The organism is Algoriphagus aestuariicola, from assembly GCF_017254835.1.
In the GTDB taxonomy this organism is placed as follows: Bacteria; Bacteroidota; Bacteroidia; order Cytophagales; family Cyclobacteriaceae; genus Algoriphagus; species Algoriphagus aestuariicola.
On sequence record NZ_JAFKCW010000002.1, the window covers coordinates 657,701 to 672,064 of the forward strand.

Sequence of the window (14,364 nt, forward strand, 5' to 3'; positions counted from 1 at the left end):
CTTACTAAATCACCCCTTCAACCACCTGTCAAACCACCCAAAAGCCTCCACCTGCATCGCTTGGTCAAACTTGTGCGGCCCGGGATGAAAGGTGCATTTGTATCGATCCGAGGCATTGGCTTTGGCATAGACTTCCTGGAGAATTTTGTCTGCCTTCTCCATTTCCGAGAGGGTAAAGAGCTGGTCTTCGATGTCATTCAGCACCAAAGTCGGCAAAGGTGCTCTCAAACCCAATATTTCGGGAAAATCCAGTTCCTGAGGCAAAATAGGCACATAGCTCATCCAGGTATGGGTGTAAGATTTGTACAAAAGCAGATCGGCCCAGGTGGTCATGAAACCAACAGCCACCGCACAGGCTATCCTCGGATCGAGTCCGCCCAGCATCACCGTCCTGAGCCCACCACCTGAAAGTCCAGCGCATCCGAGACGGGATGCGTCAACATCTTCTCTATCCGCCAAAATGTTCAAGGCCATTTGATCCTCAGCTAAAAAAACAGCCGGCCAGCTAGTGCCCGCGGAGAACAGGGACTTGGCTAGGATATGCTCGTGGTTGGATGCCCAGTCGTTGTAGACATCAATCTGTTCTTCTGTTTCCAGGCTGAAATCTGTAATCCCCTTTCGTATGGAAGTTGGTACATCCTCAATTTTCACTCTCCTGCTGCCAAAGGCAAAGGCATCGTGCACCATCACCACATAGCCCTGTTTGGCGGCCTCATTGGCCCAAGCTCTTCCTTCGTAATAGGTGTTGTGATGGGCTTGGACGTAGGGTGGAATGTCATCCTTGGTTCGGCTGATTTTTTCCAAACCCAGGAATTTATTTCCCCCATGGCAATGCAAACCCAGAATTGCAGGAAGTTTTCCCTGGACATTTTCGGGTTTCAAGATCACCGCTTTGGTGGGATTTCCACTTGGCAACTGATAGGTAATCTCTTCAAAATCCACCCCCTCAAAGGTCCCCGTTTGATGGACTGTCACTTTTGGAATCGAGCCCAAATCCACCGCTCCCATACGCTCGGCAACAAGTTTCCTGGTAGCATCTCTCCAAGAATCGGGATCGGTAATTTCTGAGTTTCGAAAGGAATAACTAGGCAACTTTTCAAGATTCAGGCTTTTGGCCCAAGGGCCATAGGCTCCGATCAGATTGAGTTCTTGTTGATTGTTCACAGGTAGCGCGGGGTTTATTGATTGAGGGTTCGCTTGCAGATTCAGGAGATTTCCACCCATTACTCCGAGGCCCGCCAGGCCGGATTTTTTTAGAAATTCTCTTCGGTCAGTGGACATAAACTATACAATAGCGTTTGAATATAACTTACTAACAATTCCTATCACTGCCCAGCATTTCATGCTAGACTGTCACGGGACGTGCCGTTGGTACTTTGCCACAAACGTCCGGCTGAAAAGCACTGAAGGTGCGTCCTGTATCAGCTCCAAATGCAATTTGGGGTTTTGAAACGGATTACAAATCCTGAGCACTGAAGGGGCGATCTGTATCCCAGATCATGCTAATCCCAGACATATTGTTCGTCAAATTCAATTTGGTATTCGTTTAAAAACCTCCGGTACTCCGTCTGGAAATCAAATTTTCTATGATGCTCGGGCTGATTTTGAATGTATTTTCTTACAGTTTCCATTTTGGATGGGCTAACTGAAAATGCGCCATATCCTTTTTGCCAAGAAAAGCCCCGAACACCCATTTCTTTGATCCTTGCTGAGCAAGGGATTTTCACATTTTTAACCAAATACGCAATCGAGCTAGTTCTAGGCAAGGTGCAAAGCCAATGAAGATGGTCTGGCATCAAATAGATCTCTTCGGTAAAACTTCCTAAAGTTGCTCCCACTTCCACAAAATAGGATTGGGCATTTGATCGAATCTCCTCTGAAATCAACGGCTTGCGGTTTTTGGTTGAAAAAATGATGTGGAGGTATATTCTTGCTAGTGACTGTGGCATGATTTGAAAAATTTTGGGTTGAAAAAAGGAGTACTAATTGCGCCGTTGGCACTCTTAAAAATAACGATTTCAAACAAAAACCCAGCATTTCATGCTAGACTGTCACAGGACGCGCCGTTGGTACTTTGCCACAAACGTCCGGCTGAATAGCACTGAAAGTGCGTCCTGTATCAGCCCCAAATGAAATTTGGGGTTTTGAAAAGGATTACAAATCCTGAGCCCTGAAGGGGCGATCTGTTCAAATTGTGAAGATTAATACAGATCGTGCCTTCAGCACTCTGGACCCTAAATCGGTTCGATCAGTACCCAGCATTTCATGCTGCGCTGTAACAGGACGTGCCGTTGGCACTTTGCCACCTACTAGACTTGGCTTTCCATTCGCAACTCTTCCCAACTCAACTCCCAAAAACCACTTTGATCTCAGCTGAAGCCATCTTTTTCACCCAGGCATTCTGTTCGTTAATGGCAGTATTCCAGAGGTAAAGGGATTTCAAAGTCTTCATTTCAGAAAGGGGTTCCAAGCCCTCACCGCTTACTTTTGTCCCATTCAGATTTAGAACTTCAAGCCGGGAAAGGCTTTTCAAATCCGAAATACCACGGTCGGTGATAGGGTTGTTTTCGATTCGAAGCCTCTGCAAATTGGAAAATTGGGCGATCAGACTGAGATCAGAATCCTGAATACCAGCTCCTGCCAAAGTCAGCCATAAAATCTGATCCTTGAGGGGCAGCAGGGCTTTCAGAAGTTCGGAAGCATTTCCATTGGTGGCTTCTTCCGGCAACACCACATCCAAAGCCCCGTTTTCCCGGGTCAATACCCTGACCCTAAATCCCATTTTCTCCAATCCCTGAAGTTGGGCTGTATCGATTTGGATTGCTGCCACATTTTCGGATACCAGGATGTTCAGTCTGGGTTTTGCCCATTCGATCAATTCCTCATCGGCTTCGGTTAAAAAAACTTTCGGATCCGCATTTTCTTTTTCAATCCACCAAGTGATCAGCTGGATCTCCTCTTCTGAAAGTGGCTTCTTTCCCTCGGCGGGCATAAAATCCTCATGATCTGATGGCAAAGTCACCCGACGGACAACTTCGCTTTTTTCAGCATTTGCAGCCAAAATCACCGGGCCGTTTTCACCACCTTTCAGCAGGGATTCGTAGGAACTCATATCCAATTCCCCTTTGGATTTCCCGGCCCGGTGGCAGCTTTGGCACTTACTCTTTAAAATCGGCTGAACCACATCCGTGAAAACCTCGGCTTCTTCCACACTCGCCAAAATCCTGCCCTTGCCATCCTCCTGCCTCTCCCCGAAAGGCGCATAAGCAGTCAGATAGTCCTCTCCATGGGTAAGGCTTCCCCCAAAATGTCCCGTGACAAAAAGGCTGAGCATGAGCGTTCCCAACACTGAATAGTTGACTTTTTTGGAAAAGCGATCCTCGTGTTTATTCACCCACCAAGCCACAACGGAAAGTACGACCGTGAGCCATCCCGCAGCCAAATGGATATCCAGCAAACTCCCTTCATAGCCCCCACTTTGGGAAAGCAGAAATCCAAGCAAGGCTGCAATCAAAGCACTGGCCGCTCCCAAAAACAGAATGAAATTTACCGCTTCCTGGAGCGTCGGCTTTTTGAGTAAAACCACATAGGTTTTCAACAACACGCCAATCATCAAAAACCCGATGGGCAAATGCACCCAAAGCGGGTGAAAACGGCCGATGAATGTGATCAAATCCTGGTTCATGCTCTTTGCTGCTAAGTCAAAATCCCCTTGACCACATGACCTTCCACATCGGTCAATCTAAACCGGCGGCCCTGATGCTTGTAGGTGAGTTTTTCGTGATCGATGCCAAACAGATGCAAAATCGTCGCCTGCAGGTCATGGACATGAACCGTATCTTTGACCACGTTGTAGCCAAATTCATCCGTTTCCCCATAGGTAATTCCGGGCTTCACTCCTGCCCCGCACATCCACTTGGTGAAGCAGCGTGGGTGATGGTCGCGGCCGTAATTGTCCGGTGAAAGCGTGCCTTGACTGTAAACCGTCCTGCCAAATTCCCCTCCCCAGACGACCAAGGTATCCTCCAAAAGTCCACGCTGCTTTAGGTCTTTGATCAGTGCGGCAGTCGCCTGATCGGTCTTTTTGCATTGATTTTTGATAGCACCGGGAAGGTTGCCGTGCTGATCCCAACCCTGGTGGTAGAGCTGCACAAACTTCACATCTTTCTCGATGAGCTTTCTCGCCATCAGGCAATTGGCCGCATAGGTGCCCGGATCCCGGCTTTCTTCTCCATACATCTCATACACCCAGTCCGGTTCGGAAGACATGTCCGTCACTTCCGGAACGGAAGTCTGCATGCGAAAAGCCATCTCATACTGCGTAATCCGGGCATTGATTTCCGGGTCTCCATAAGTATCCAGCTGCACTTCATTCAGGGATTTCAGGTAGTCGAGCATCTCCCTTCGGTCCTCTCCCTCGTAGTTTTCAGGATTTCCTAAGTAAAGGACGGGGTCTTTTCCGGACCGAAACTGGATTCCCTGATGCTGGGAAGGCAAAAAGCCATTTCCCCAAAGTCTCGCATAAAGCGGCTGATCCAACACGGCATCTTTAGAAACCAACACAATAAAAGAGGGGAGATTTTGATTATCCGAACCCAAACCATAACTCAGCCAGGCACCCATCGAAGGTCTGCCGGGAAGCTGATGTCCGGTTTGGAAAAAAGTAATGGCCGGATCATGGTTGATCTGCCCGGTTTGCATGCTTTTGATGAAGCAAAGCTCATCCACCAACTCTGCCGTATGCGGCATCAGTTCGCTTACCCAAGCCCTGCTTTGGCCATATTGCTGGAATTTGAAAGCAGACGAAGTCATCGGGAAAGAACTCTGGTCCGCACTCATTCCCGTCAGTCGCTGCCCATCACGCACCGATTCCGGAAGTTCCTGTCCATGCAAATCGACCAGTTTGGGCTTGTAATCAAAAAGGTCCAGCTGAGAGGGTCCACCTGCCTGGAACAGGTAGATCACCCGCTTGGCCTTGGGCATAAAATGGGGCAATCCCGCCAAGCCATTGGCCGACTCGCTGAGCTGGGGTGGAGTTTGGGGATTTCCCGGGAAAATCTTCTCCATCCCCATCAGCGAACCCAAAGCCAGGGAACCAATCCCCAGGGAAGTTTTGGTCAGGAAACGCCTTCGGTCCATTTTCTTTTCGATCTCCTGAAGGTCCCGATTCGCGGATCTCAGCGGGGCGTCGTGGTGAGGATTCATCTTATCTCTTGGTTAGGGCTGCGTCCGAATTGATAATTACACTGGCAGTGACCGCATTGGCGGCTACCTGCACAGGATCAAGGTCAGGGCTGATCGTGTACTCTCCGGTTTCCAGCCAACCTTTCAGTTTTTCGCCGTCTGCCGTGAATTTCCGAAACTCATTTTCTCTCAAATCCAGCAGGATTTCAAGTTCTTTCGGATGAGGATTTCTTCCGATCAGCTTTCGGAAGGTCGTCTTTATCGCTTCCGAAATTTCAGGATAGGCCATCATCTGCTCGCCCAAAACCTTCGAAGCTTCCACGAAAGTCGGGTCGTTGAGTAAAGCCAAAGCTTGGAGTGGTGTATTGGTTTCCTGACGCTTGCTGACCGAAACACTGTGATCCGGAGCATCGAAAATAGCCATGGTGGGATGATGTACCGAACGTTTCCAGATCGTGTACAGGCTCCGGCGATAGAGATTTTCACCCTTGCTTTGCACGTAATTTCCTCCGTTCACTCTCCAAAGTCCCTCCGGCTGATAGGGAAACACACTTTTACCGCCGATCTCGGGATTCAACAAACCGGAAGCAGCCAGGGCATTGTCGCGGATCAATTCGGCGGGCAAACGAACCGCCGGTCCCCTGGCCAAGAGCGTATTGTCCGCATCTCTTTCCTCAAGTTCCGGCCTTTTGTTCGAAGCTTGGCGATAGGTCGCCGAGGTCACGATCAGCCTTTGCATGGCTTTCACATCCCAACCCGATCGCTGAAACTCCAGCGCCAGCCAATCCAGCAATTCCGGATGGGAAGGCAGTTGGCCCTGATTCCCAAAATCTCCCGAAGTAGCCACCAGCCCTTTTCCAAAGTAATTCTGCCAAAATCGGTTGACCGCCACTCTCGCGGTCAGGGGATTTTCCGGCGAAGTCAGCCATTTAGCTAGGCCCAGTCGGTTTCTTGGAAGCTCCGCCTTCATGGGAAGGACACTTTCCGGGGTATTCGGGAAAACCTCCTCCCCGTGCAGGTTATATTCTCCCCGGGTCAGGATATAGGTGGGGCGCTTTTCGGCTTTGTCCTGCATGATCATCATCTCAGGAATCACTTCAACCGAATCAGAATAGGTCTTTCTCTGGGCAATAACGGCTTTGAGCTTTTCCCGATAAGCCGAGGAATGGTTGTTGAGAAACAGCTTTTTCAGGTCCTGCTTTTCGGAGGCTGTAAATTGATCCGCCCCCTTGCCGAGGGTGGATTTGTAAACTTCCGGACTGGAAATCTGCCGGATTTCCAAGGGTGAAAGCTCCATATTGTACACACTGACTTCATCCACGAGCGCATCTTTCAGGCCTTTTCCCCTCCAGACCGCACCGACCTGCAAACCGGGTTGTGCTCCTTTGAAAAGGATGTCCTTGTACAGGTTGTCGTATGTCGTTTGGGTGGGCATCTCGGTGCCATTCAGGTAGACTTTCAGGCCTTTGGCTTTGGATGATCCGTCATAGGTCATGACCAGATTCACCCATTGATCCCGTGGAATGTCCTGCTCGGTGACTTTGGTGATGGCATTGTAGGGAGCGGTATGGGCCATCAGCAACTCCAGCCGGCTGTCCTTCAGGCTGAGGTGATAGCCCCGCCAGTTGTAGAGGACCGCTCCCGAACCCTTGTGGAAGATCGCCCCGTGGGTCAGGGCTTCGGGAATATTCACCCAAATGCTCACAGAAAAGGGTTCGCTTTTGGAGAAAACCCCGCTTCCGCCCAAGTCCAGCCACATATCCCCGTTGAGCCGCACTCCCTTTCCCCTGAGCCCTTCCACATACCTTGGAACTTGGTTTTTTACCTCGCTGCTTTCCATGGTTCCCTTTTGAGCAGGATTGAGCTGGTTTTGGATGGAGTTTTGGTCAAAAGAATAAAAGGCCACGCGGCTTGCCGGAAACTCCCGATTGGCTTCCTTTTGGTAGGCTTTGGCATCCAGCCAAGCTTGAAAGGCCGCTTCTTGTTCCTTTGCCACTTGCTCCAAAGCTGCCTCTTGGCTTTCTTTCTGGGAAAGCAGATAAGCCAGCATCCTGTCCTTTTCGGCATCGGTCAACAACATCGTCGGCGCAGGCATGGCATCGTCCCAGGAAATCTGCCCGGCCTCATCCACCTGGTTGAAAAAGCTGCTCAACTCAAAGAAATTCTTCTGGGAAATCGGGTCATACTTATGGTCGTGACATCTGGCACAACCCAAGGTCAAAGCCATAAAAGCCTGCCCCATGGTACTGGTACGGTCCACCACATACTCCACCCGAAACTCCTCCTCCACGATCCCTCCTTCCATGTTTTGGGGATGGATGCGGTTGAAAGCCGTGGCGATCAGCTGGTCTTTGGTTGGATTGGGAAGCAGGTCGCCCGCCAACTGATCCCTGATAAACTGGTCGTAGGGCAGGTTTTGGTTATAGGCATTGATCATCCAGTCCCGATACGGGGAAGCATCCCGGTAGCGGTCCACGGTATAGCCATGGGTATCTGCAAATCGCGCAATATCCATCCAATGCATCGCCATCTTTTCCCCATAGTGCGGGGAATCGAGCAGTCGATTCACCTGCTTTTCGTAGGCATCCGGAGAGGCGTCAGCCAGAAAGGCGTCCATTTCAGCCAATGTCGGTGGCAAACCGGTCAGATCCAGACTCAGTCTTCTCAAGAGGATTTCCTTGTCTGCTTCGGGAGAAGGCTGGATTTTTTCCCCCTCCAGTTTGGCGAGTACAAAGCGGTCGATGGGATTCTTAGCCCAGGCCTGAGCCTTCACTTTCGGCAAATCCCGCGCTTGGGGAGGGATAAAGGCCCAGTGTGGTTTGTATTCGGCCCCGTCTTCGATCCACTTGATCAGGATGGCCTTTTCCCTTGGACTTAGGGTCAGATTGGATTCAATGGAAGGCATCCTATATTCTGGATCTTCAGAAATAATCCGGTGAAAGAGTTCGCTTTTGTTCAGGTTACCGGGTTTGATGGCAAACTTGCCCGGGGATTCCTTGAGTCCGGCAAAAGCCATCTCGGGGTCATGGAGGCTGAGTCCCGCTTTCTGTGCAGCGAGGTCAGGACCATGGCAGGCAAAGCACTTGTCGGACAAGATCGGCTTGACGTGAATGTTGAAATCAAGGGCTTCGGGGAGTTCCTCATAGGCCAGCTGCACCTCCTCCGGCAACTCAGGGCTGCAGGAAAAAAAGAGGAAAAGCAGGCAAAGCAAGGACAGGACTCGGGACTTCATCGGGGACTCAATCTGAACTCAAACTACTGGAAATTCAGGTATTATCCCACATGGGGTGTCGGGTATTGTGGGGAAATGCGGGAAGATACCAGAAGGATACCCCAAAGGTTATGAAGACAGACTACAGCGCGATGAGAGAAAAATACCAATAGCTAAACGAGATATCTTGAGTTACAATTTCAAAAAATAGAAAAGTGTAGATGCTCCCGATGGCTATGGTGGACTAGACCTTACGAAGCTATGTCCATGCCACGAAAAAGCCCATCCAAAACAGGTCTGGAAGGGCAGAAAATGCTTTGATTGGATGACTTTTAAACGTAATGAACAATTCTGAAGAAACTTTTTCAGCTGAAAGGACCTAAAAATCCAACTGAAATCCCGACTCAATCCCCATAGGCACCTCACTGGTTTTCTCGAAAAAATCGGGACAGGCAGTGCAACGGCGCTTTCATTGTTCCCGCCGCCGGCGGGCAAGCTGTGCTTCGCACACAACGTTTCGCAGCTACAAGAAGTTGGCGATTACGGAGACGAAAACTGTCCGCCAGCACTGCACTTGATAAGAAGCTCAAAGCTTCATATAACCACTGAAACGCCAATTTCTTGTAGGTGCTGTTAGCTGCTGCCTTTCTTCCTTTTTGCTTGTAGTTTGTCAAAGTCAAAATATTTTTTTGTCTCTTGGTTTAATATCAGAATTATATTTTGCAGTTCTTCTAAACTATTCTCATTATCATTTAAAACTAACAAGTCATCATTTAGTCTATTCTGATTGGTAAGTAAGTCTTTTTCAACAGACAATCCAACCCACAGATTGCCTTCAATTATTCTTTTGATTGATTGTATTTCGCCAAACTTGTCGTGAAATGAACTTATGCTTAAAAAGCTTTCATAGATAAGTGTAAGTCCGTAAATTTTGTTTAGTTCTTGTTTTGATAATTCTCTTCCGTGTTCTAAAGTTTTATCAGAAATCGATTGAAGATTGATTGTTGAAATAGTCTGTCTTAATTGAAAAGAATATTGACATAATTTCTGCACATTCATTAACAGCATAAAAATAACCCTTGGTTGAACAGAGTTCTTATGTTCTTTAAAATCTAATTTCAGTTTAGTAATGTAATCCTTAATTAATAAAAATTCTTTTTGAGGTTCGTTCTTAACACTTGGTTCAATATATTCAAGCTTTACAGATGTCAATAGATTTAAAACTAAGCCGATTTGTTTTTTTAGATAATATTGAAAGTTTCGTTTGGTGCGAAATTCCTCATATTTTTTTTGTGCAAATGGAATAATTACAGAAGCTATAAGTGTCAAGGTCGCAACTAACAAAACCCAACCGTCCCAATCAATCTTTCCCGATTCTTCAATTATTTTTTCTGGTACTACTTCTTTCATATTTTATTGTTATTAGATTGACCTACATTGAGTAAAGTGTTTTCAAAAATGTACCATAGTTTCCTATGTCAATAAGCTCATCCTTGTCTGATTTTATAGCAAGTCCGAAAATATTGGTTTCCTCGTCAAAATAAATCTTATAACCATTTCCGTCTTCGGTCTCTTCTAATACTGTCCATAGTTCGTAAATATCTGTAGAGTCATTTGAGTTTTTATACTTCTGTTTTGTTGGCTCGATTAAACATTTTGTCAAGTCAAGTCCAAAAACATTTTTTAAGTCTTGTTCAACTTGCAATTCAAGGCTTATTATCTCTTTTATTTCTTTCGATTTCATTTATTTAGGCTTCGTCTTAAGGTTGCAGCTAACGGTCTCGGCTATGAGTAGTTGCGTGGGTTAGCACTTAACTTTGCAAGTACACACCAAACTGAAAATCCGCGAGGATTTTCAGAAGTAGGCGAGATCAAGCAATTACTTATAGCTATTGTTGTGCGTTCGTACTTTTATTCAATATTTTCGTTCAAAAGACTGGTCATTGAAACTATATACACCACTGGGGTCTTTTCCCCCAAACCACAATACTCCTTGTTTGCTTTTATATATAAACCAAATTTGTTCACTCTTAAGTCCATCCTTTTTGGTAAAATTTTTAATGGAATTACCGTCATATCTCCATACACCAGAACCATATACAGTACCGAACCAAATATTCCCTAAAGCATCCTCTCCAATGGAAAAAACTTGCTCAAGAGAATTACCTTTGGTATCCTCCTTTTTCAGATTTTGCTCGTCTGTAAAATTGACTACTTTTTTCCCGTCATATTTAAGGACGCCTATTCCATTATTACCAATCCAAATATTTCCTTTACTATCTTCCATAATGCTACGGATGTGTAAATATCCTGTCTCGCCATTTAACCCCATTAAAGAGTCGTTCATTATTTTAAAATCTGAACCATCATACCCAATCAATGCGCTATAAGTTCCAAACCAAACCGCCCCATTTTTGCTTCTGACAAAATTTGTTGAAATTGAATAGCCTTTCTCTAACTCTTGTTTTACCTTAACAGGAAATGAGCGATAAAAAAGGTTTTTCCCGTCATACTGATACACTCCAGGATTCTGTTCAAGTTTGTTGAAGCCCATTGCTTCATCACCCTTAAACCAAAGGTCATCGTCAGTTAATTTCCATTGTGTCGTTGCACCGTAATTTCTTTCTTTGTACACAGTCATTTTTTGACCATTATAACTACTTAATCCTTGTCCACATTCAAACCAAATGATACCATTTTTATCTTCATAAATGTTCCACACTGAGTTACCACTTAATCCGTTTTCTGTGGTAAAGTATTGGAATTTTCCATTTTGCAGCAAACAAGCTCCTTCGTTGTAACTGCCAAACCAGATATTTCCTTTACTATCTTCTAAAATTGAACGAATTCCGCTTGTGTATTTCAGTAATTCGTTGTCCGTTTTAGCTTTTACTATCTTATTTTCTTTGTTTGATTGAATTTGACTATTGCAAGAGATAGTTATAGCTAATAACAATGTCCAAAAAAGTATAAAAATGTTTTGATTATCTAATTTAACTTTCATGTCTTTCAGTATGACGCACAACTCGCTTATTGCTTCACTTTTTACACCTGTTACCTCTAGATTCGGTTCGATAGAGGAGGTTTTGTCTCCTTTTATTTTTTATTCCTTCTCCTATTCCCCGAGATTAATCCCGATCTCCCCCACCTTCCAAAACAAGAAAAATCCGTCTCACTTCATAAACTGATTTTAGTACGATCCTGTGCGCATTGATTTCTGAAAATAGGGAAAGGCTTTAGTTTTTGAAAGAGGTAGGTAAAAAAAGTCCACAGTCCACAGTCCGAGCTATCGGACAAAGGTCCACAGCTCGCTTGGTCAATGAGCCGTCTTGCCCCTTCTGAGGTTAGTCAGGTACCTTATTTTGGTACAGCTGTACCTTCCGAGGGTAGTCAGACACCTAATTTTGGTACAGGTGTAGCTTCTGAAGGTAGTGCTGTACCTTATTTGGGTACCCGTCGAGCTTATTTAGAGACAGCGGTAGCTTTTTTAGAGACAGGTCGAGCCTTTTTGGAGACAGCTGTACCTTCTGAGGGTAGTCGGGTACCTTTTTTAGATACAGCTTTAGCCTTTTTGGTGACAGCGGTACCTTTTTTAGAGACAGGTCGAGCCTTTTTTGGTACAGCTGTACCTTTCGAGGGTAGTCAGGCACCTAATTTTGGTACAGGTGTAGCTTCTGAAGGTAAAATATACTCCCTTTGGGCGTGGATTCTTCATAACACTTTTGAAGATCGAGAGTGCGCTCGGTGAAGGTGATTTCCGAAAATAGGGAAAGGCTTTAGTTTTTGAAAGGGTAGGTAAAAAAAGTCCACAGTCCACAGTCCGAGCTATCGGAAAAAGGTCCACAGCTCGCTTGGTAAATGAGCCGTCTTGCTTCTCAGGCGGGAGTTTACTGAAAACTTTCGAGTGTCGCATAGCCTTGGAATCGCAGCGCTGTCGGCTTAGAGGGTACAGGTTGAAACTGCCGTTCTTTTTCCTGCTGCATTTCAAGTTTCCTCTGAGCCTCCAGGTAGATATAGCCACAAGCCGCCAAAAACAAAATCAAGAGTATCCAATTTGCTTTGCTGAGGGTCTTTACGGGCAAGTAGTAGGCGATAAAAAGCGAAGCCAAAAAAGCAATGCCTCCAAGCAAAATTCCCCAGCCCAGAACGACGGCACCTCCGGCAAGCCCATGATCCTTTCCCGATTCGATCATGCCACCAAGAAACAAACCCACAACTAGAAAGGTCAGCGGCATCAGCAGGAAAAAGGCAATGCTGGCAGGTTTTAGCAGCTTTGACATGGCTAAAAGTTCAAAGTTTTGGAAGTGGACTCGCCCTTTTTGACCTCAATGGTGATCGTCTGCGCACTTTTGTCCTTGTGCACTCCGACCGGTGCTATCTTCACCGAATAGGTACCGGGATTGAGGAGGAATTCCTTACCCCGGTCGTAGGTTCGCCCGCCTGCGACATTCTTCCCGGACTTGACTTCGGACACGGTCACCACCGCATCGATGGACCCACCGTTGACTTGAGCATCGATAAAAGCCGTCCCGGAATCAAACTCATAGGCGAGTGGCGTAACTGCCGCCCCTCCAATCTGTACGCTGTCAATCTCCGCATAGGTATTGACTCCTTCGATCCTCATGGCCTGGATCGTGACCTTATAGATACCGGGATTCACTTCGGCTTCCTTGGGGGCATCGTAGGTCCGAAAGGTTGCAGCCACCTTTCCGCTTTGATCCAATACTTTGACCAGACAGTCCCAATTGGCTCCGTTGTTGGTCGTAGTAAGCCTGACCTTTCCCCCGTCAAAACCAAGATCTTGATGGATGATTTTTTCATCAAAACTTTGGACACCGGAGACGGTAATCATATTCACATCACTTCCCTCCAGGGGTTTTGCCTCCAGGTTGTACTTGCTGGGAGGCAGGTAGAAAAATGCGGTGTCCCGATAGGTTCTCACGCTGATCGGCTCCCGCTTGGCGACTTGGTCGTAGGCTGTCACCAAAGCGTCTATTGGCACTCCGTTTTTCACGGCATATACCGACACGTTTCCTTTAGGCTTATCGACCGTTTCCGAAGTTGCTTCGCTGAGGACTGTTCCCAAAGCTCCGGCGTCCGAAGCATCGTAATACTGTCCCTCTCCGGCATTGGCAGCGCATTTCAATTGCTCCGTTTCGTCGGCTTTCAAGCCAAAGCCGATGATGTGCATCCGAAAATCAATACCTTCTTCCTTGGCCTCAGCCACCACCCGACAGATGTCCCCGTCGCAGGATTCTATCCCATCCGTGAGCAGGATGATCGTGGCCTTGGTCTTCGAAGTTCTCAACTGCTCGATTACCTGGGTCGCCGAATAGGCCAAGGGCGTCATACCCAGCGGTTTGATGGTTTGCAGGGCGGTGGTGATAGCGCCTTTTGTCCCCTGGGAGGCCTCCACCAAAAACTCCACATCCTTACAGTCGCTTTTATTCCGGTGTCCATAGGCTACCAAACCGATTTTCTGGGCGTCAGGCAGAGCATTGACCGAAGAGGACAATACCTCCACGGCGATCTCCATCTTGCTTTTCCCCTGCAACTGGCCCCACATCGATCCGCTGGCGTCGTAGATGAAAATGATGGGGGAAAGATCTTCCTTTGCCTGTCCCTTACCTTGAAAAGCAAAGGAGAATACCAACGATAAAACAACAACAGCTCTCATACGGATAGATTTTGGGTTGGAAAAAGCCTATGAGTTGGTATGAGTTTTCCTTTGGTGTGGCGCTCAGAAGGAGGCATATTTCAGCCCGTGTTCTTGGATCTTCTGATTGATAGTCAATTACTTTCAATTTAAGGAATTTTCAAGGGGAATTGGTCAATCGTAAACACCCATAGAGTGGACAGATCACTTTTTATCGGTCGAAAACCGAAGATATCCAGACATGGCCAGGGGAAAAAATAGCTGCCAGGCGCAGAAAAAGCCGGAACGAATACACCGTGGGCCGATAATCCCG

At 46.8% G+C, this 14,364-nt stretch carries 11 protein-coding genes; 1 reads left to right on the top strand and 10 read right to left on the bottom strand.

Translation table 11 applies throughout. The annotated features are described in order from the left end of the window. Positions 1 to 9: 9 nt before the first annotated feature. The 8 genes from J0A67_RS10010 to J0A67_RS10045 form a co-directional block, all read right to left on the bottom strand. Complete coding sequence (locus J0A67_RS10010) at positions 10 to 1,164, bottom strand: alpha/beta hydrolase family protein (protein ID WP_317195058.1); 1,155 nt, start codon at positions 1,162 to 1,164, stop codon at positions 10 to 12. Positions 1,165 to 1,502: 338 nt separating this feature from the next. Further along, positions 1,503 to 1,949, bottom strand: a complete 447-nt coding sequence (tnpA, locus tag J0A67_RS10015; protein ID WP_206569172.1) for an IS200/IS605 family transposase — start codon at positions 1,947 to 1,949, stop codon at positions 1,503 to 1,505. Between the two features lie 395 nt (positions 1,950 to 2,344). Next, positions 2,345 to 3,685 (bottom strand): DUF2231 domain-containing protein, encoded by a 1,341-nt coding sequence (locus tag J0A67_RS10020; RefSeq protein WP_206569173.1) that lies wholly within the window; start codon positions 3,683 to 3,685, stop codon positions 2,345 to 2,347. A gap of 11 nt (positions 3,686 to 3,696) precedes the next feature. Continuing rightward, positions 3,697 to 5,205: a DUF1501 domain-containing protein gene (locus tag J0A67_RS10025; protein ID WP_206569174.1), complete on the bottom strand. Its 1,509-nt coding sequence runs from the start codon at positions 5,203 to 5,205 to the stop codon at positions 3,697 to 3,699. A 1-nt stretch (position 5,206) separates the two neighbouring features. Beyond that, positions 5,207 to 8,416, bottom strand: a complete 3,210-nt coding sequence (locus J0A67_RS10030; protein ID WP_206569175.1) for a DUF1553 domain-containing protein — start codon at positions 8,414 to 8,416, stop codon at positions 5,207 to 5,209. A gap of 612 nt (positions 8,417 to 9,028) precedes the next feature. Further along, positions 9,029 to 9,805 (bottom strand): hypothetical protein, encoded by a 777-nt coding sequence (locus tag J0A67_RS10035; protein WP_206569176.1) that lies wholly within the window; start codon positions 9,803 to 9,805, stop codon positions 9,029 to 9,031. A gap of 22 nt (positions 9,806 to 9,827) precedes the next feature. Continuing rightward, a complete protein-coding gene (locus J0A67_RS10040; protein WP_206569177.1) occupies positions 9,828 to 10,139 on the bottom strand; it encodes a hypothetical protein in 312 nt (103 codons plus the stop codon). Positions 10,140 to 10,310: 171 nt separating this feature from the next. Next, on the bottom strand, positions 10,311 to 11,399 hold the full coding sequence (locus J0A67_RS10045) for a ligand-binding sensor domain-containing protein (protein WP_206569178.1): 1,089 nt from the start codon (positions 11,397 to 11,399) through the stop codon (positions 10,311 to 10,313). A gap of 315 nt (positions 11,400 to 11,714) precedes the next feature. Between J0A67_RS10045 and J0A67_RS10050 the strand changes: the two genes are divergently transcribed. Further along, a complete protein-coding gene (locus tag J0A67_RS10050) occupies positions 11,715 to 12,143 on the top strand; it encodes a hypothetical protein (protein WP_206569179.1) in 429 nt (142 codons plus the stop codon). Positions 12,144 to 12,282: 139 nt separating this feature from the next. Here the strand turns inward: J0A67_RS10050 and J0A67_RS10055 are convergent, their stop codons facing one another. Together J0A67_RS10055 and J0A67_RS10060 are read right to left on the bottom strand one after the other, a co-directional pair. Continuing rightward, on the bottom strand, positions 12,283 to 12,675 hold the full coding sequence (locus J0A67_RS10055) for a hypothetical protein (protein WP_206569180.1): 393 nt from the start codon (positions 12,673 to 12,675) through the stop codon (positions 12,283 to 12,285). Positions 12,676 to 12,677: 2 nt separating this feature from the next. Next, the gene (locus J0A67_RS10060; RefSeq protein ID WP_206569181.1) at positions 12,678 to 14,072 is read right to left on the bottom strand and encodes a vWA domain-containing protein; all 1,395 of its coding nucleotides are present in this window, start codon (positions 14,070 to 14,072) and stop codon (positions 12,678 to 12,680) included. Positions 14,073 to 14,364 lie beyond the last annotated feature (292 nt).

Bases quoted from the DNA above. Each gene is read 5' to 3' on its own strand.
- tnpA (WP_206569172.1), bottom strand. From the start codon at position 1,949: ATGCCACAGTCACTAGCAAGAATATACCTCCACATCATTTTTTCAACC.
- J0A67_RS10020 (WP_206569173.1), bottom strand. From the start codon at position 3,685: ATGAACCAGGATTTGATCACATTCATCGGCCGTTTTCACCCGCTTTGG.
- J0A67_RS10025 (WP_206569174.1), bottom strand. From the start codon at position 5,205: ATGAATCCTCACCACGACGCCCCGCTGAGATCCGCGAATCGGGACCTT.
- J0A67_RS10030 (WP_206569175.1), bottom strand. From the start codon at position 8,416: ATGAAGTCCCGAGTCCTGTCCTTGCTTTGCCTGCTTTTCCTCTTTTTT.
- J0A67_RS10035 (WP_206569176.1), bottom strand. From the start codon at position 9,805: ATGAAAGAAGTAGTACCAGAAAAAATAATTGAAGAATCGGGAAAGATT.
- J0A67_RS10040 (WP_206569177.1), bottom strand. From the start codon at position 10,139: ATGAAATCGAAAGAAATAAAAGAGATAATAAGCCTTGAATTGCAAGTT.
- J0A67_RS10045 (WP_206569178.1), bottom strand. From the start codon at position 11,399: ATGAAAGTTAAATTAGATAATCAAAACATTTTTATACTTTTTTGGACA.
- J0A67_RS10050 (WP_206569179.1), top strand. From the start codon at position 11,715: ATGAGCCGTCTTGCCCCTTCTGAGGTTAGTCAGGTACCTTATTTTGGT.
- J0A67_RS10055 (WP_206569180.1), bottom strand. From the start codon at position 12,675: ATGTCAAAGCTGCTAAAACCTGCCAGCATTGCCTTTTTCCTGCTGATG.
- J0A67_RS10060 (WP_206569181.1), bottom strand. From the start codon at position 14,072: ATGAGAGCTGTTGTTGTTTTATCGTTGGTATTCTCCTTTGCTTTTCAA.